The 18,963-nt window shown below is 41.5% G+C and carries 15 protein-coding genes; 1 reads left to right on the top strand and 14 read right to left on the bottom strand.

Annotation, left to right across the window (positions count from 1 at the left end):
- Nucleotides 1-19 precede the first annotated feature (19 nt).
- The 9 genes from ccoG to AUR67_RS07165 form a co-directional block, all read right to left on the bottom strand.
- Nucleotides 20-1,402, bottom strand: coding sequence for a cytochrome c oxidase accessory protein CcoG (ccoG, locus tag AUR67_RS07205; RefSeq protein ID WP_058584757.1), 1,383 nt, complete (start codon nucleotides 1,400-1,402; stop codon nucleotides 20-22).
- 151 nt (nucleotides 1,403-1,553) lie between these two features.
- A complete protein-coding gene (locus AUR67_RS07200) occupies nucleotides 1,554-2,960 on the bottom strand; it encodes a sigma-54 interaction domain-containing protein (RefSeq protein ID WP_058584756.1) in 1,407 nt (468 codons plus the stop codon).
- A 111-nt stretch (nucleotides 2,961-3,071) separates the two neighbouring features.
- Nucleotides 3,072-3,629: a DUF1439 domain-containing protein gene (locus AUR67_RS07195; protein WP_058584755.1), complete on the bottom strand. Its 558-nt coding sequence runs from the start codon at nucleotides 3,627-3,629 to the stop codon at nucleotides 3,072-3,074.
- 54 nt (nucleotides 3,630-3,683) lie between these two features.
- Nucleotides 3,684-6,365, bottom strand: coding sequence for a DUF349 domain-containing protein (locus tag AUR67_RS07190; protein WP_058584754.1), 2,682 nt, complete (start codon nucleotides 6,363-6,365; stop codon nucleotides 3,684-3,686).
- Nucleotides 6,355-6,636: a YeaC family protein gene (locus AUR67_RS07185; RefSeq protein WP_054561213.1), complete on the bottom strand. Its 282-nt coding sequence runs from the start codon at nucleotides 6,634-6,636 to the stop codon at nucleotides 6,355-6,357. Before AUR67_RS07185 ends, AUR67_RS07190 begins: the two co-directional genes overlap by 11 nt.
- Nucleotide 6,637: 1 nt before the next feature.
- Complete coding sequence (locus AUR67_RS07180) at nucleotides 6,638-6,964, bottom strand: hypothetical protein (RefSeq protein ID WP_054553080.1); 327 nt, start codon at nucleotides 6,962-6,964, stop codon at nucleotides 6,638-6,640.
- Nucleotides 6,965-7,115: 151 nt separating this feature from the next.
- Nucleotides 7,116-8,618, bottom strand: a complete 1,503-nt coding sequence (locus AUR67_RS07175) for an alanine/glycine:cation symporter family protein (RefSeq protein ID WP_054561212.1) — start codon at nucleotides 8,616-8,618, stop codon at nucleotides 7,116-7,118.
- A gap of 285 nt (nucleotides 8,619-8,903) precedes the next feature.
- Nucleotides 8,904-10,031, bottom strand: coding sequence for a M14-type cytosolic carboxypeptidase (locus AUR67_RS07170; RefSeq protein WP_054561211.1), 1,128 nt, complete (start codon nucleotides 10,029-10,031; stop codon nucleotides 8,904-8,906).
- 202 nt (nucleotides 10,032-10,233) lie between these two features.
- Nucleotides 10,234-11,676 (bottom strand): glyceraldehyde-3-phosphate dehydrogenase, encoded by a 1,443-nt coding sequence (locus AUR67_RS07165; RefSeq protein WP_054561210.1) that lies wholly within the window; start codon nucleotides 11,674-11,676, stop codon nucleotides 10,234-10,236.
- Nucleotides 11,677-11,850: 174 nt separating this feature from the next.
- Between AUR67_RS07165 and AUR67_RS07160 the strand changes: the two genes are divergently transcribed.
- Nucleotides 11,851-12,657: a DUF2989 domain-containing protein gene (locus AUR67_RS07160; RefSeq protein ID WP_058584753.1), complete on the top strand. Its 807-nt coding sequence runs from the start codon at nucleotides 11,851-11,853 to the stop codon at nucleotides 12,655-12,657.
- 64 nt (nucleotides 12,658-12,721) lie between these two features.
- Here AUR67_RS07160 and ihfA read toward each other — a convergent pair whose 3' ends face one another.
- The 5 genes from ihfA to AUR67_RS07135 form a co-directional block, all read right to left on the bottom strand.
- Nucleotides 12,722-13,021 carry an integration host factor subunit alpha gene (ihfA, locus tag AUR67_RS07155; protein WP_002960690.1) on the bottom strand — a complete coding sequence of 100 codons (300 nt, stop codon included), beginning with the start codon at nucleotides 13,019-13,021 and terminating at the stop codon, nucleotides 12,722-12,724.
- A 2-nt stretch (nucleotides 13,022-13,023) separates the two neighbouring features.
- Nucleotides 13,024-15,411, bottom strand: a complete 2,388-nt coding sequence (pheT, locus tag AUR67_RS07150) for a phenylalanine--tRNA ligase subunit beta (RefSeq protein ID WP_058584752.1) — start codon at nucleotides 15,409-15,411, stop codon at nucleotides 13,024-13,026.
- A gap of 15 nt (nucleotides 15,412-15,426) precedes the next feature.
- Nucleotides 15,427-16,407 carry a phenylalanine--tRNA ligase subunit alpha gene (gene pheS / locus AUR67_RS07145; RefSeq protein ID WP_054552893.1) on the bottom strand — a complete coding sequence of 327 codons (981 nt, stop codon included), beginning with the start codon at nucleotides 16,405-16,407 and terminating at the stop codon, nucleotides 15,427-15,429.
- Nucleotides 16,408-16,484: 77 nt separating this feature from the next.
- Nucleotides 16,485-17,195, bottom strand: coding sequence for a DnaA regulatory inactivator Hda (gene hda / locus AUR67_RS07140; protein WP_201024581.1), 711 nt, complete (start codon nucleotides 17,193-17,195; stop codon nucleotides 16,485-16,487).
- Nucleotides 17,195-18,250 carry a DUF2066 domain-containing protein gene (locus AUR67_RS07135; RefSeq protein ID WP_058584751.1) on the bottom strand — a complete coding sequence of 352 codons (1,056 nt, stop codon included), beginning with the start codon at nucleotides 18,248-18,250 and terminating at the stop codon, nucleotides 17,195-17,197. The genes hda and AUR67_RS07135 overlap by 1 nt, the downstream gene beginning before the upstream one ends.
- Nucleotides 18,251-18,963 lie beyond the last annotated feature (713 nt).

The following is an 18,963-nucleotide window of genomic DNA, read 5'->3' as shown; positions in this document are numbered from 1 at the left end:
TCTAGAGCCGTGATTGAGGTTAATCTCGATAAAACTTAGTTTCTTTAGTTATTGAGATATCAGCATCTTCTAATGCTTGAATATGAAAACTGATAGGCGTTACTTTCGATTTCAGTTCGTAGCCATCAGCAACCACAGTGACAGGCACACGTTTCATCTGACCTGCCTCAACAGTTATCGTTTCAGGCACCTGCAAGCTTGCTTCTTCGATACCACTGATACCGATTGAATAGCTTAAGCTATGCTGTGTTTTGTTGATAATTGATAAGGTATATGGGTTTTCTACTAAGCCTTCAAAATTAACACGGTACAGGGCATTACGGTCACGAATGACAGAAGCCTCAATAGGTGTACGCATTGCCATCCACACAACCATGCCAACGACAAACAGCGCTGTTAAACCACCATAGCCAAGCAGTTTTAGTCTAAATGGATTGGTCGTTTTGCCTTCCATTTGTTTTTCAGAGGCGTACTTGATAAGGCCTTTTTGATAGTTGAATTTTTCCATAGTGCTATCGCACGCATCAATACATAAGCCACAGTTTATGCATTCATACTGCAAGCCATTACGAATATCGATACCGGCTGGGCATACTTCAACACATAAGTTACAGTCTACGCAGTCACCTAAGCCTAACTCTTTAGGATCGGCTTTACGCTTACGCGCACCACGAGACTCCCCTCGCGCTTGATCGTAGGTAACAACTAACGTGTCTTTATCAAACATTACTGATTGAAAACGTGAATAAGGGCATGCGACAGTACACATTTTTTCACGTAAGAATCCCGCATTGCCATAGGTACAAAAAGCGAACAGGAATACCCAAAAGCTGACGATCCCAGACATTTCTAAGGTAAATAAGCTCATGTATAGAGACTTAGCAGGGATGAAATAAGCCATAAATGACATAGATGTAAGCAAAGAGATCACCAGCCAAGCTGCATGCTTAGTGATTTTCTTTTGCCATTTACTCACTGACCAATCAGCTTTATCAAGTTTAATACGCTGATTACGGTTACCTTCCACTTTATGTTCGACCCAAGTAAACATCAGCATCCAAATTGTTTGCGGGCAAGTGTAACCACACCAGACACGACCTAACCAGTTAGTGACGAAAAACAAAGCAAACGCCCCTGTCATAAATAACATGGCTAAGATCATAAAATCTTGTGGTAATAGCGTTAAGCCAAATAAAGTAAATTTTTGGCTTGCTACGTCGAGTAATACAGCTTGACGGCCATCATAGGGGATCCACGGAATGGCAATGAACGTCAGCATTAGCACCCAGCCTAAATAACGGCGGATACGTTGGAAATACCCCTTTTGCTCACGAATATAAATTGGCCCTTCTTGATTGTAGGGCTTGATGATTAAGTCTTGCTCTTTAATATCAAATTTCATTTTGCTACTTACTTATGTGTCGGTAATAACCTGATAGAGCAACAATCAGGCCAACATAAATTTTAAATAAGTCATTGATATTAAATGATTAAATTTATATTTAAACGTTCAAAAGCACGATATATCGCGAACACTCGCGATATATCACGAATTAGCGCTTTATCGCTAGCTTTTTCATCTTTGATCTAAGGGTACTTTCTGGCAGGCCCAGCAAGGTTGCAGCACCATTTTCACCTGATATTTGCCCGTTACAGCGTTTTAACACCTCACAAATATGCTGCTTTTGTACAGCATCAAGAGAAACCACCTGCTCATTTGATTGCTCGTTACTCAAAGGTGCAGACAGCTGTAATACAGCTTGCTTAGACAGAATAGCTTCACGTTCTAGAATATTTTGTAGCTCACGAATATTACCAGGCCAATCGTAATTAGCTAACTTCGTGAGTGTTGCTTTGCTAAGCCCTTTTAACTGTTTACCTAAGCGCTTGTTCAGCTGCGTAATAATATTTGCTGCGAGTAGTGGAATATCTTCCTTGCGTTCACGAAGCGCAGGCACACGAATAGGAAAGACATTTAGGCGATAATACAAGTCCATTCGAAAACTGCCCTGATCAACCATTTGCCACAAGTTACGATTTGTTGCAGCCAACACTCGGATATCGACTTTTAAAGTTTGACTACCACCGACACGCTCAAACTCTTGCTCTTGTAGTACCCGCAGTAATTTACTTTGCGCCTCTAATGGCAGCTCTGCCACTTCATCTAAAAATAAAGTGCCTTTATCAGCCAGTTCAAAACGCCCTTTTCTGCGTTCATTAGCGCCGGTAAACGCCCCTTTCTCATGACCAAATAACTCAGACTCAATTAAGTTAGCGGAAAACGCCGCGCAGTTTACTTTTATGAAAGGTTGCTCAGCACGGTTGCTCAAACGATGAAGGTTTCGAGCCACTAGCTCTTTACCCGTGCCGTTTTCACCTAAAATCAAAACCGTACTATTGGTTTGGCTTACCAAGGTAATTTGCTCGAGCATACTTTGAAATGAATGACTTTGCCCAACTAAACCAGAGTCTTGCCAATCTTCATTTAACTCTGAAATCAGGTAAGCATTTTCAGCTTGTAGCTGCTCAGATAAGTGCTGAACTTGTGCTAAGGCATCACGCAACGCCACTTCTGTTTGCTGTTGTTTGGATACATCGCGAAAAATCGCGACTGCCCCAATCAAGGCACCATTTTTATAAACTGGCGTTGAAGTATACTCAACAGCAAAATAGCTTCCATCTTTACGCCAGAATACTTCATCGTTTACATGACGGTGTTTGCCATCGAACATAGTGCAATATATTTGGCATTCATCCGCCGGGTATGGTGAGCCATCTTTACGAGTATGGTGATGATATTGGTGTATTTTTTTACCAAGGAGTTCGTCTGCTTTCCAGCCCGTCATGCGCTCCGCAGCAGGGTTTACAAAAACTGCATTACCCGATAAATCGAAGCCATAAATACCTTCACCTACGGCATTTAGCAGTAATGTGGGGTCGTTTAAAAATTCCTTGATCATAGTCATCACTCAATTCGCGAAATATCACGAGCAATTATGGCAAGGTTGAACATACTTAACAAGCAATTACAAAAAAAGCGGCTAGAAGCCGCTTTAAAATATCAAATAGCTTTACAGTGTGGGCACTAAAATAATTTCACCCTGAGATACTTTCATATCTAATGGCAATTTACTCAATAGTGCGACTTTAGGGTCATTCATATTTAGCTTGTAGACAGGGTTAACCGCTAAAAAGCCGTTAATCACTTGCATTGCTTGATCATCTAATAAGTTTAAGCTGCCCTTGAAACCCGCGGTGTCGATTGTTGTATCAACCAGTTTTACATTACGTAAAAAGACCGCTTTTTTCTCGCTGTCATAAAATGGGCTGCCTTCAATTTGTAGTTTTAAGCGTACTGGATACTTAAGCGCAAACGCTTTGATAACAGCACTAGAATCGGCCCCTAAAACCACCACATCACGCTTATCTGGGCCAACATTGACACTCAGGTCGTTTACCGCAAAATCAACTGGTAAGCCCATCAGCTTAATCTGTTCACTTAGTTTTGGTAATTGATTAGCAAGGGCTGCTTCAATTTCAGAATTGGTAAACGAGTAAACAGACATCCCTTGTTCTGTACTTTTACATGCCCCTAAAAATAAACAGGTAAGTAGTAATAAAATTCTCATTGTATTCCTCAAAAACACACGGAAAAAAACCGCTTAAAAAAGCGGTTTTATTCGTTAAATTGCAAATATTGCTTTAAGCCTTGCTAGTGTGTCAGCTGAAACTGAACCCTCACTGACTGCAAGTAATTGCTTTAAGTAATAATAAACATCTGCGTGCTCGCCACGGTGTTTATCATCTAACATCGCAACTTGCTCTGTCATACGTAACTGACTATCAGCCGATTCAACGCCTGCTAGAATTTCGATACGCGTTAACAGCTGCGCAGCGTTTAGATTAGTTGTTAATGAAGCTTGGAACTGCGAAGGCAGTTCACTGTGGCTCTCAAGAGCTGCAAATAAAGCAGTTAACTTAGACTGCTCTGCTTGCTTGCTGATCAGCGCTGTTTTTGCGCTAATCGCGGTCTCTAACTGAGTCACGCGTGCCGATAATGCTTTTGAGTACTCAAGCTCTGCAAGCTTCACTGTTAAATCTTTAAGCTGTGCAAGGTGCACCACAGTCTCAAGTGCAGACTCAAGCTCACTTAATTGCTCTGCGGCAACTTCGTCATTTTGTTGCTGAACTTGCTTTTGCTGTTCAAACTCGGCACTGCGCTTAGCGAAGGTGTCGTCATTAACTCGTCTGAATTGCTGCCATAAAGTGTTTTCAGCTTTCATTCCAGCAAAGCCAATAGTCTGCCATGTTTGTTGAAGTGCTTTTAGCTCCTGGCACGCAGCAGCTAAATCATCGCTTTGCGATAACTGTGTTGCTTGCTCAACAAGTGCAGCTTTTTGCTCAGCATTTGCTTTATGAAATGCAGCAAGTTGACCTTGAACTTGTGATTGCGCAGCTTTAAATTGTGTTTGTAGTTCACGGTATGTTTTAGGATCGACGTTACCTGCAGAACGCCACGCTTTTGCGGTACGGTTGAACTTGCTTTCAAACTGCTTCCAATCAAACTCATCAGAAGAGGTATCAAGCTCTGTTAACTGCTGCATTTGCGAGATTATTTCAACGCGCTGTGCTTTAGCTTGTTCACGTTGCTGCTCCTGCTCTGCAAAATACTCACGACACGGCGCAAACAGTAATTCAATTTGTTGATCGAATAACTCGCCTTGTTGCTTTTCTGCATCAGTATCTAAACGCCCTAACTCATTCCAACGACGACGTAACTGTTTAACTTGCTCTGCGCGTTGTTTAGGGTCAGTGCACTCGGTTGCAACAAGTTCATTTACTTCAACAAGTAATGCATCACGCTTTGGCGCTGATGCGTATTTTTGCCAATCTTTTGCTTCTTCTAATTGCGCTTCTAAATCAGCTTTCAAGCTATTTAATGGCTGCTTATAATAGTCTGTAAGTGTTGCGTATAGCTCTTCAAAACCTTTAAACACACCAAAGGCAACATTAAAGCGACCTTGGTCAATTAAGCGTTTTACATCACGAGCTTTACGCTTCGCTGTTTGCTGATTTTTCTCAAACTTATTGGTCAGCGGTGCCATCGCTTGCTGCCAGCGGTTTACTGTTTCAGCTAAATTGGCTTTAAAGCGACCTTGTAAACGACTAGGAATACTAGCCAGCTTTTTGCGCGCTAATTTTTGCTGTTGCTCAAACTGCTGTTTTAGCCCGTCAAACTCGCTTTCGTCTTCAGTTGTCGCAACTGAGTTTAATTGATCAAATGCCTCTTTAAACTCAGCAATAGCACTAACCAGTTGCGGTAACTGCTCAACTTGGTTAAATAAATTTGTTAAATGTTGTTTTACATCACGCACAGTTTTGTTATCAGCTAAGTCCGACTCTGCTAACGCATCTTTTGCCTCTGCAACTTTTGCCTCGAGCCAATCTTGCTGAATTTGCTCTGGCGTTTCTAAGCCTAATTGCAATGCATTTTCAATTTCTTCGCCAATTGCTTCAAGGCTTGCCAGTGCTAATACCTGACGTTGTTGTTCAGCTAACGCTTGCTGCGCGGCTTCATGCTCTTTACTTAAACCTGCAATATGAGACTCAAGCTTTTGCGTAATCGCTGAATACTTCTTATCTAACGTGCTTACTTGCTCATCGCTCAGCCATTTTAGTTCGATAGCTTGCCACTGCTGTAATAACTCAGCATGTTGCATCGACACTAACTGAAAGTCATTTTTATCACGAAGCGCATTAAGCTTTGCTAAAACCACACGTGTATCAGCTTCTACTTTGGCAGGCATTTCTATCGCTAAGCGTTCATTGTCAAGATGAGTCACCAGTTGTGTGTGTGCCTCACCTTTTGCATGCTTTAATAATGATTTAGCAAGTTGATGATTAATCACAAGGTCAACAAGTTGCAATTGCAGCTCTTCACGGCCTTCTTTAAAAGCTTTATCAATTAGGCTTGGGTTTGCTAAACGCTTTAATAACTTAACGCGAACTTGAAGTTCTTTTTCTGCAAAGGCGAGTTTCTCAAGAGTTTTGACAGGTGCATAACGCTCAATAAACTCATTTTTGATATTTGCATCTAGCTGGCTATCGGTATTTAAAACCGCTTGGTTTATATGCTGTTCTGCAACGTCTTTAAGTGCTTGGTCTTGCTTGTATGCTTGCCACCATAAAACAATATCGTTCACTTTGTTTAATGCTTTTTTGCGGATCTCAGCAGAGCTGTCTTCAAGGGCAATGCTATTTAAGATGCTAAGGTCACGCTCTGTATCAAGACGTTCAACCGCAGCTAAACGCACTTGGTTTTTAGGATGCTTCCACTTTGGAGTAAACAGGTGTTTAAAGATCATTTTCACTAAACCTAGCTATTTCATTTTCTGATGCGAATTCTTTTTGCAATTGAGCTTTGCTCTTTTGCACCATTTCACCATTTGCGCCAATGGTAAACTGCTCATTGCTTTGCGAAACTTTAGCTTGATAAAGCATCACGAGTTGAACGGTTTGTTGTTTTTGTTCTTCAGACAAAGGTGTGCCGTCAGGCCACTTACCCGTTGAGGCACCATACTGAAGACGTTCAAATACTTCTGGGGTGATATTTTTAACGATGTGATCAATATTCATGTTACTTTTTCTTTTTTAAAACAACTAAATAGATGCGGCTTACAAGATACCACACAAAACCTACTGCCATTGCCGATGTATAGGCATACCACTCAAGAGACTTTGCTTCGGGGTGCATAAAGTAATAACAGAAAAAGCCCCCTAAAAATAAAATCAGTGCGAGGAAAGACTGATTCATAAACTTTTGTTGTCTACGAATGCGCGTTTCTTTTTGCATTTGCTGCAATTGCTCATTGCTTAGATCGGTGACTTGGCATTCACAATGCGGGCATTGCTTATGTTTGTCAGATATTGATTTTGCACACTGCGGGCAACTAATAATCGCCATATCTTTCTCCATACTACGCATAAAAAAGGCGCCTTTAGGCGCCCTTTATTGTACTTGTTTTATGAGTCGATGTCTTATTTGAATTTCATTCATTTGTGAAGATTCGAAAACCTGCACAACTAAATTCACTACAAAAACTCAAAAACCTGATTTATTGTTTCTGTTTCGCCTTTTCAGCTAGACGCTTTTCCCAGAAAGTCGCATTTTTAATGCCTAATTTAACTGGATCAAAAGTGATTTCGCCACCGGCTTTCTTTTGATCTTCGTAATCACGTAAGCAGTTAAGAGCAGGTTTTGCGACAAAGAAAATAGCCAAAATACCAACAATGTTGATCCAGGCCATTAAGCCTACGCCAATATCACCAATATTCCAGATATAACCAGAGCTGTTTACCATGCCGTAAGCCACCATAAACATGATAACTAGCTTAACAATAACCAGTGGAATATTGCCTTTAAAATAACGGTTTAAGTAAGCAACGTTCGTTTCAGCAATATAGTAATAAGCAAGAATTGTGGTAAATGCAAAGAAGAATAAAGCAATACCAACGAATGCTTCACCAAAGCCACCAAATACGCTAAATAATGCCATTTGTGTGAAAGCAGCAGAGCCTACTTCTGTTGCAGCATCAACGTTTTGCACAATGAATTGACCTGCAGGTAACTCACCCACAATGTTGTATTGTTTAGTGATTAGAATCATTAACGCCGTTGCTGTACAAACAAAAATGGTATCAACATAAACAGAAAATGCTTGCACTAAACCTTGTTGAGCTGGGTGATCAACTTCAGCAGCTGATGCTGCATGTGGACCCGTACCTTGACCTGCTTCGTTTGAGTAAATACCACGTTTAACACCCCAACCAATAGCAGCACCAAAGCCTGCTTGCGCGGTGAATGCATCAGATAAGATCATTGAGAAGATACCTGGCACTTTATCTAGGTTTAAGAACACCACGATTAAAGCTAACACGATGTAACCTAGTGCCATAAATGGCACCACGATTTGTGTGAAGTTTGCGATACGTTTAATGCCACCAAAGATGATAAATGCAAGCACAATTAAGATGATTGCAAGAGCAACAAGCTTAAAGCTACCTACTTCACCAAAGCTGGTGCTAACCAATGTGCCTTCACCAAAAACTTGTGTGAATGCATTACCTACCGCATTCGCTTGAACGCCCGGAAGGAACACACCACAAGCAATAATCGCCGATACTGCAAATAATACGGCTAACCACTTTTGCTGTAAGCAGCGGTCGAAGTAAAATGCTGGACCACCGCGATATTGACCATCTTCTTCTGATTTATAAATCTGACCAAGAGTTGACTCGGCATACGCAGTACTTGCGCCAAGGAACGCAACTATCCACATCCAAAAAATCGCCCCTGGACCACCAAAGCCGATTGCTGCAGCAACCCCGGCAATATTACCGACACCTACACGGCCTGATAACGATACAGCAAGTGCTTGGAATGAAGAAATACCCGTATCTGAATTATTAGAGCTAAGCAATAATTTACACATTTCTTTAAAATGTCTAACTTGTGCGAATCGGGTTAAAACGGAATAAAACAGACCTGCACCTAGACATAAATAAATGAGTGCACTACTCCAAATTATGTCATTAACGGCGCTTACTAAAGCTTCCATGGATATCCTCTATGATTATATTTTTTATTGTTAGTTACGATACTCAGCGTGAGCTTGTGAGAATGCGCGACACGATGACTGTGAGAAATAAAAATGAGATTTTGTTACTTCACAGCTGAACATATTGAATATTAACTTAAACCCACTAAGTTTGTTAACAGTTAATTTTCAATATGCTAAATGTACCTACCTCGTTAACATTTGATGCATCCTGCTCTACACCGTCATTTTTCAGTCAACAGATACAATTACGGGCATCAGTTTTGCTGATGCCCGTAAGGTTCGTTATCTTAATTTATCAACCACGTTAACGATAGCCGCTAACGTATCTTGACCAAATTGATACGAGCGACGATCTGACCAGCCGTAATCTGGGTCTGGTAAATCATCGTTATCTTTAAATGGCATCTCTACCGTGTAAGCTAATGCATTAAATTCATGCGCGACAGCAGAAGAACCGACAGTTAGGTTAGCCTGGCCCGGCTCATCTTTTGGATAACCATGTTCGTCTTGGAACTCAGGCGTCACAGTTAAAAGCGCAGCTTTAAAACTATCTTCTAACTCTTTTAAGCGATCATCGTAGCCTGGGATACCTTCACTACCCGCAACAAAGTTATAAGGAATTGCTTCGTCACCATGAATATCTAAGTGCATATCAAGGCCCGTCTCACGCATTTTGTTAAGCACTAAGAAAACTTCAGGGCTATTTTCCATGCTCGGTGTTTGCCATTCACGGTTCAAGTTAACGCCTTTAGCGTTAGTACGTAGGTGACCACGCACACTGCCATCTGGATTCATATTTGGCACGATGTAGAATACTGCTTTAGATAGTAACGCAGCTGCATGTGGGTCTTCATCATCAAGTAACTTATGAAGTAAACCTTCAACATACCACTCAGCCATAGTTTCGCCTGGGTGCTGGCGCGCCGTGATCCAGATTTTTTTCTTCTCACTGCTAGGAATACCCACACGTAAAACACTCATGTCACGGCCATCAAGGGTTTCGCCTAATGTTTCTAATTCACAAGCATGCTGGCTTTGTGCCCATGCTAGTAAATCTAGATGGCGGTCATAGCTGTATGGCGCAAAGTAAGCAAAGTACATGCTGCTACACTCAGGCTCTACTTCAAATGATAGTGTGCCGTTTGCGTACTCAGATGGTACACGGAACCAAGTTTGACGGTCGTATGATGCAACCGCATGATAACCTTCCCAGCCATCAGGGTATGCTGAGTTCTCTAGGTTATTAATGTGTAATTTATGGTTTTGAAACGCAGTTGTTTCAAGACGAAAGTGAAACCACTGGAAAAAATCAGACTGATTGTCTTTATTGATTTCTAATTGAATATTCAGTGGATCAACGGCTTCAATAACCTTGATATTACCACTGTCAAAATTGCTGGTGATTTTCATTCTATAAACCTATTGGTTAAAAATAATTCTTAGCTATTCGCTTGTTAGTTAAGAATTAAGTCAACGCTCTGTAGTTAGAACGTTTTGTTAGTAATATGGTGTAGACCCTTAACAGCCTACCACATGCTGAAAATTTGCAAAAACTTTCACGACTAAAAAAGCCAGCATAATGCTGGCTTCTAGATTCTTTATAACTTAGGTATTAGCGAGGTAAGCTTGGGAAAGTTACTTCAGCCATATCACGCATACAACGTACTACCTGACAGCTATAACCAAATTCATTATCGTACCAAACGTAAAGTACAACGCGGTTGTCATCTACGATTGTCGCTTGTGAATCAACAACACCTGCGTAACGGCTACCTACTAAGTCAGTCGATACGATTTCTGTAGACGCTGTGTAATCGATTTGATCACGAAGGTCTGAATGAAGTGCTGTTTCACGTAAGAACGCATTTAGTTCTTCAACAGTTGTACCTTTTTCAAGATTTAAGTTCAAGATAGCCATTGATACGTTTGGTGTAGGAACACGGATAGCGTTACCAGTTAGTTTACCTTCAAGCTCAGGTAAAGCTTTAGAAACCGCTTTTGCAGCACCTGTTGAAGTGATAACCATGTTAAGTGCAGCAGCACGGCCACGACGCTCAGCTTTGTGGTAGTTATCAATTAAGTTTTGGTCATTTGTGTACGAGTGAACTGTTTCAACGTGACCATTCTTGATACCAAACTTATCGTTAAGTGCTTTTAACGTAGGGGTAATAGCATTGGTTGTACAGCTTGCTGCACAGACAATCTTATCTTCAGATTTGATATCTTGGTTGTTTACACCGTATACGATGTTTTTGATGTTGCCTTTAGCTGGTGCAGTTAATAATACTTTTGCTGCGCCTTTTGCTTCTAAGTGCTGACCAAGACCTGCTTCGTCTTTCCAGATACCAGTGTTATCAACAACAAGTGCATTCTCGATGCCGTAAGCTGTGTAATCAACTTCGCTAGGAGAGTTAGCATAGATAACTTGAATGTAGCTACCGTTAGCTTTAATCGCATTGCGCTCTTTATCAATTGTGATTGAGCCATTGAATGGACCGTGGATAGAGTCACGGCGAAGTAAGCTTGCACGCTTTTCTAAGTCGCCGTCCTTACCGCCACGTACAACGATTGCGCGTAAACGTAGGTCTGCATAAGGGCCTGACTTTTCGATTAATAGACGTGCTAATAAACGACCGATACGACCGAAACCGTATAACACAACATCACGTGGCTCTTTGCGCTCTGAGTTTGCGATTTCTGCTAATTCGTCAGTTAAGTATTCTTCAACTGAGCGACCTTTCGCAGCATCGTTAAATAAATAACCATACGCTAGTTTACCAATATCGATACGTGCTGAGTTTAAATCCATTTTGCTAATTGCTTCTAAGAAAGGGAAGCTTTCACGTAAACGTAATTTTGTACCTTCAAACTGAGCAACTGTTTTGTGCGCTTTGATGATATCGATTGTACTGGCATTAACGAGAGGACGGCCATATACAGCGATTTCGATACCACGATTACGGTAAAGTCTACCAATGATAGGTTGCATACTTTCTGCGTAATCTTGACGTTCTTGCCAGCTGCTTGTGTATTCTAACTCGTGAGATGAGGTCATTTTTTTTACCTAATTAAACAATTTTGAACGGATAGCCTTAAAAAATGTGTTGTGATTTGAGAGCAACACATCTCAGGCAGGGGTATTCTAATTTAAACTCGAACGATTCTCCACTGTTACAGAACAAATCATTGCGCTAGAATAAAGTAGTACAAATTAAGTAGAGGTTAAGGAATGTTATTAAGAGCAAGCGTGTTGCTTGGTTTATTGGCATTAGCAGGCTGTGAAGATCCGCTTACACTAGCGAAAGTGTGCGACGAAACACCTGGCTTCTGCAGTGATTTAAATAAAGATAGTCACTGTAAAGAGCAACGTGCCGAGGTCATCATTCAACGTTATGTTGAATATAAGTCACCAACAGACGAAAACAAATACCAATTATTAAAGGATTTTGAGAAATACGATCAATGTGTGTCGCTTGCCGCCAAGATTGAGCATATAAAACTAAAAGAAAAAACCACGTCTCGTGTTGAGGGTCATTTAACAAGCATCAAAGAAATGACACGAATTTTTCAAGATACCAAAAACACTGACCACCCAGGCTTGCTGTATTACCATTGGTCACGTAATAACGACCAGTCTGCGTTAACTAAGTTACTCGCCCTTGAAGAAAAACAAGATAAACGGGTGACTGAAGATGCCGAAATGCAGTTTTTCTTAGCAAGCTATTACGTAAAGTTTGATGATGAAAAAACCATTGATCTGCTTTACAAAACGCTAGAGCTAAATAAAGCTGGTGAAACTCCCAACCCTGAGATCTACCCTACTCTTGTGAGCTTATTTTACAAACATGAAAAGTATAAGCATGCCTACACCTTTGCACGTGTAGCACAATTGTCAGGGTATGAAGATGTCGATATTTTACCTATCGAGCATCAACTCGCTGCCGCAGGCAAAAGCCTAGACAGCTTAGATGATTTAGCACAAAAAACTTACGACAGTATCCAAGAAGGAAGCTTCGTATCACCACGCGGGTTTTGATAATTCCAACTCGCTAATGTGCAGTACTCAGACAAATAAAAAAGGCAGCTGACGCTGCCTTTTCTTATTTTGCTTTGCTTGTGCCAACTTCTACACGAGTTTTTAGCTTCTGACCTGGTCTAAAAGTCACAACTCGGCGCGCCGAAATAGGAATATCTTCACCTGTTTTCGGATTGCGGCCTGGACGTTCTTTCTTATCTCGAAGATCAAAGTTACCAAATCCAGAGAGCTTAACCTGCTCGCCTTTTTCTAGCGCTGAGCGGATTTCTTCAAAAAACGCTTCAACTAAATCTTTGGCATCTTTTTTATTGATCCCGAGTTTTTCAAATAGGTGTTCAGCTATGTCGGCTTTAGTAAGCGCCATATCTAGTCCCTCAACGATGCGTTAAATTGTTCGGCCAGTGCGGCCACCACATTATCAACTACTTGATTGATATCTTTCTCTTCGAGCGTTCTATCAACCGCTTGCAGTGTTAGAGCAATCGCCAAACTCTTATAATTTGGCTCAATACCTTTGCCCTTATACACATCGAATAAGTTTAGGTCAACCAATTGATTTCCGCCAACTTTTTCTATGACATTTAAAATATCGCCAGATTTTACGTGATCTTCCACTAAAATCGCGATATCACGGCGGTTTGACGGGAATTTCGACACTGCCACAGCTTCTGGTAATTTTCTTTTTTCTAGTGCAGACATTTCGATTTCAAACACAAATGCTGTGTTGTTGATATCTAGTGACTTTTGCACTTGTGGGTGCACTGCACCAAAGAAACCTACTTTTTTACCATCAACATAAATAACGGCTGATTGGCCTGGGTGTAAGCCATCAGACTGCTCTGCTTTTATCTCAAAACGTGATGAATCGTTACTAATTGCTAAAAGTGCTTCAACATCACCTTTTAAGTCATAGAAATCAACACTACGCTTTTCTTGAACCCAATGTTCACCGTGTGCAAGACCAGAGATTACACCACCAATGACAGCAACTTGGTTTACACCGTTTTCAGCATTTTCGTCACGTAAGAATTTTAAGCCGTGCTCAAATAAACGTACACGTGGTTGCTGACGGTTTTGGTTATAAACTAGAGACGCTAAAAGACCCGGCATTAAGCTCACGCGCATTGCTGACATTTCAACCGAAATTGGGTGTGGCAATACAAGCGCATCACTTTGCGGGTGTAAAATTGCTTGAGCTTTTGGATCAACAAAGCTGTACGTAATTGCTTCTTGGTAACCACGAGTTACAAGTGTATTGCGGAATTTAGTTACCGCAACATGAGACTCGTCATGGTTAGTCATTTTTAATTTAGCGGTTGGTGAAACGTTAGGAATACTGTTATAGCCGTAAACACGCGCAACTTCTTCAATTAAATCTTCTTCAATACGAATATCAAAGCGATAGCTAGGTACGTCAGCACTCCATACACCATCAACAATTTTCACGTCTAAACCTAAACGCGTTAGGATGTCAGTTACTTTTGCATCATCAATGTGGTGGCCAATTACACGGTCTAAACGCTCACGACGTAAACGCACTTCTGTTACTTTTGGTAACTTGTCAGTTGCGACTGCTTCAACAACTGGGCCAGCTTCACCGCCAACAATCTCAAGAAGTAATGCTGTCGCACGTTCCATTGCATCTTTTTGCAGTGCAAAATCGACACCACGCTCGTAACGGTGTGACGCATCAGTGTGCAAACCGTAGCTACGTGCTTGACCAGCAATAGCGACAGGGTTAAAGAACGCACTTTCTAATAAGATGTCTGATGTTGCTTCAGTTACACCAGACTTTTCACCACCAAAAATACCTGCAATAGCAAGCGCTTTGTTGTGATCAGCAATTACAAGCGTAGATTCGTTTAGTTTAGCTGTGTTGCCATCTAACAGGACTAGCTCTTCACCCGCGTTTGCGCTACGTACTTTAATACCACCTTCAATCGCGTTTAGATCAAATGCGTGCATTGGGTGACCTAGCTCTAATAACACGTAGTTTGTTACATCAACAACAGGGTCAATTGAGCGAATACCACTGCGACGAAGCTTTTCTACCATCCAAAGTGGTGTTTCTGCATCAAGGTTAATACCTTTAATTACACGACCTAAATAACGAGGACACGCTTCATCATTCACAAGCTCAATCGATACTTTGTCATCAATCGTTGCAGCAACTGGTGCGATTTCAAGTGTGTTTACATCAACACTGTTAAGTACGCCTACTTCACGCGCTAGGCCTTTGATACCTAAACAATCACCACGGTTAGGTGTTAAGTCAACATCAATAATGTTGTCGTCTAGACTTAAGTACTCACGTAAATCAGTACCAATTGGTGCATCACTTGGTAATTCCATGATGCCATCACCTTCTTCGCTGATACCTAATTCAACGAATGCGCACAGCATACCGTGTGAAGGTTGGCCACGAAGTTTGGCTTTTTTAATTTTGAAGTCGCCAGGTAATACAGCGCCAACTGTCGCAACAGCCACTTTTATGCCTTGACGGCAGTTAGGTGCACCACACACGATATCAAGTAGCTCATCACCACCTACGTTTACTTTAGTTACACGTAACTTATCAGCATCAGGGTGTTGACCACACTCAACCACTTCACCAACAACAACGCCAGAGAATTCTGCTGCTGCAGGCTCAACACCGTCAACTTCAAGACCAGCCATTGATAACTGTTCCGAAAGAGCCTGTGTGTCGATTGCTGGGTTAACCCACTCTCTTAACCACTTTTCACTAAATTTCATTTTATATCTTCACTCTTAACGGAACTGGTTTAGGAATTTTAAATCGTTTTCGAAAAATGCACGTAAGTCGTTTACGCCGTAACGCAACATAGTCAAGCGCTCTACACCCATACCGAATGCGAAGCCTGTGTATTTTTCTGGATCAATACCCACTGATTTAAGAACGTTAGGGTGAACCATGCCACAGCCTAATACCTCTAACCACTTGCCGTTTTTACCCATAACATCAACCTCAGCTGATGGTTCAGTAAATGGGAAGTAAGAAGGACGGAAACGAATTTCCATATCTTCTTCAAAGAAGTTACGTAAGAAGTCGTGCAGAATACCTTTTAACTCAGTGAAGCTTACATCTGTATCAACCATTAAGCCTTCCACTTGGTGGAACATTGGCGTGTGTGTTTGGTCATAATCGTTACGATAAACACGACCTGGTGAAATGATACGTAGTGGTGGCTGCTCAGTTTCCATAGTACGGATTTGTACACCACTCGTTTGTGTACGTAACACAAGCTTAGGGTTGAAATAGAAAGTATCGTGATCAGCTCGCGCTGGGTGGTGCTCAGGAATATTTAGCGCATCGAAGTTATGAAAATCATCTTCAACTTCAGGACCTGATTTAACCGCAAAACCTAACTCACCAAAAAAGCTTTCAATACGTTCAATAGTACGAGTTACTGGGTGTAAGCCACCTGTTGGCATAACACGACCCGGTAAAGTTACGTCGATCGTTTCTGCAGCTAGTTTCTCTTCAAGAGCCTTACTTGCTAGTAACTCACGCTTTTCGTTAATGGCTGTTTGTACTTCTTGTTTTGCTTGGTTAATCACTTGACCCGCTTCTTTACGCTCTTCAGGGGCAATTTTGCCTAGCGTTTTAAGTAAGCTGGTGATTTCACCTTTTTTACCAAGGTAATTAACCCTGATATCTTCTAGTTGCGCGATTTCATTCGCACTGGCAACTGCCTCAAGTGCTTGCGCTAAAATATTTTCTAAGTTCATTGAGTACCTGGTCTTTCACAGAAGGATTTTTGTAATAGCTAATGATAACTGAAAGCAAGGACTAGATTCTAGCCCTACTAAAGCTTTAACGTTGATTTTATAAAAGGAATTGTTAATTTTCTTTGTGCAGCCATTGAGGCATGGTCAAGTTTGTCTAAAACGTCTAATAATGCACGCATATCGCGGCTTAATCGCGTTAATAAAAAGCGCGCACATTCATCAGTTAGTTCAAGGCCGCGCATATGAGCACGGCGTACGAGGGCTTCCGCTTTATCATCATCGCTCATTGAGCGAATTTGTAATGTTGTGCCCCACTTCAAACGCGATACTAAATCAGGAAGATTGATATGCAACATGTCAGGTAATAAATCAGCTGTGACCACCAGGTATTTACCTGGCTCATTAAAGCGATTAAAAAAGTTAAATAATCCTTTCTCCCATGCATCGTTGCCTGCCACTAAGTGCACATCATCGATACACAACACATCAAGATTTTCCAGACCTTCAAGCACAACAGGACCATAATCAATCACTTCACGCATTGAAAGTAACATGGTTGATAAACCGCGCTCTTGGGCATGAATACAGGTCGCGTACAATAGGTGCGATTTACCTGAATCACCTAAACCGCATAAGTAGGTATATTGAAATTTATTACTGAGCTTTGTGAACGCATCTTTAAGGTGGCTCACTTCAAGAGAGTTTTCGCCACCAAAATAAGAAGTAAATGTTTCATCATCAGGCAAAGTAACTGGCAATGCCATTTGCATTGGTTCTAGCACTGCGATTAAAGCCCCTGCCACTGATATTCAAGCTCATCTTTATTGACCACTTGATAAAAATCGCGCGGGTCCTGATACGCTTTAAAGGCACTATCAAGTTCTAACGCTTTTCTAAAATCATTCATGCTGCCAGTGTGATTAACTATAAATTGTACGGTATCAGGCGTACGTACAGATATCACAGCGCGAGTAACAACACTTAAGCTCTCTAAACGGCGTTTAGCAAATTCAATATCAACAAAGTTATTGATACCTTTAAGGTAGAAAGTTGCTGTGGCAAGTTGGCCAATCATTGTTGGATCAATGGCATATTCTGCAGCTAAGCCACCTGCTAAACTGTCAATCATATCTGCAACAATTTGCTGCTTATCACCCATCAAACGATTGGTATCGAATAATTCCGCATTAGTAAAACGCCAATCAAGGATCCAGGTTTCTGAATCAGCTTGTTGATACATTCTTGCAGTAATACTGCGCTCTGCACTATAACGACTCGATGCACGCTCTACGGGTTCAGAGAAATTACCCCACACTTCTGGTATACCAACAATAGCGCGGTCTTGTAAATCAAGTAATGGCACAACCACAGGTAAACCACGACGACCTGCTTTATCGTATATAAGCTGTTCAAGCTGCGGATAAGACTCTTGGGTAACCAGTTCACGGCGCCAATTATCTTCAATGCCTAACCAGATAGCCACTAAAGGTCGACGCGTGCCCCACAATGGCAAGCCAAGATCTTTGATTAATGCATTAATCTTATTTGCTTCAAACTTAACAACCAGATTTAAACTACCATCTGCTTTTTCGTCATATTCGAATTTCAGCATGTAATCTGAAATGTCGCGAGTGCGCTGTTTAGCAACAGGGTTTTGATCTGCGCTTGTATCACCACTGACTTTCACCAGCACATTTAGCAGTGCTTCACGACTTGCTGCCAAACGAGCATCACGTGATTTGTCTGCAACTTTAAGAGTATCTTGATATAAATTAGTCACCTCAACAGCGAAAGTTGAAGCACTCGAAAAAAATAATAATAAACAAATAAGTAATCTAGACACAGGCCATTAGTTCTTGCTTTTAAACTGATTTGATCCTAAATCAAAGCCATAAACAAAGCAAAGTTAATTTAATGAACGGTAGCTGAGCAAGTTCGTGAGTTACGAGCTGGGAGTTAGCGAGGGGAAAGTTAGAAAGGGGAAAGATACGAGTTAGAAAGAGTAAAGTTTGAGGGTCTGGCGTAGGTTGGGTAGAGCGGAGTGAAACCCAACACATCACAGAGCTATCAGCTTTCAGCCGTCAGCGTTCAGCCGCCCGGTGTGGGTGTTTGGTGCTGCGTCTACCTCTGCAGGAGGTTCTAGGCTCTAGGCTCTAGGCTCTAGGCTCTAGGCTCTAGGCTCTAGGCTCTAGGCTCTAGGCTCTAGGCTCTAGGCAAAGTGTACTTGTAGGTATGGCTTTAGCCATGAATGTGTTTGTTAAGGTCTGAATTCGGCACTGAAGTGCCTCCTACGGGTATTCTTGCTGAGGGACTCTCTGTACTAAACAATCCCACAGTTCAACTTACATCTGAGATACGCATCACGTAGGAATGGCTTTAGCCATGAATGTGGTTGTTATGGTCTAGATTCGGCACTGGAGTGCCTCCTACGGGGGTCGTTGCTGAGGGAGTCTCTGTACTAAACAACACCACAGTTCAGCTGACGTCTGACGGCTGAAAGCTGACAGCTAAAACGCAAAAAAGCCCGACTCTTTCGAATCGGGCTTTCTCTTATTT

Origin of the sequence: Pseudoalteromonas sp. XI10 (genome assembly GCF_001469895.1) — a bacterium.
Lineage (GTDB): Bacteria > Pseudomonadota > Gammaproteobacteria > Enterobacterales > Alteromonadaceae > Pseudoalteromonas.
Note: the sequence above shows the minus strand (reverse complement) of the source record. Positions and strands in the feature narration are given on the sequence as shown.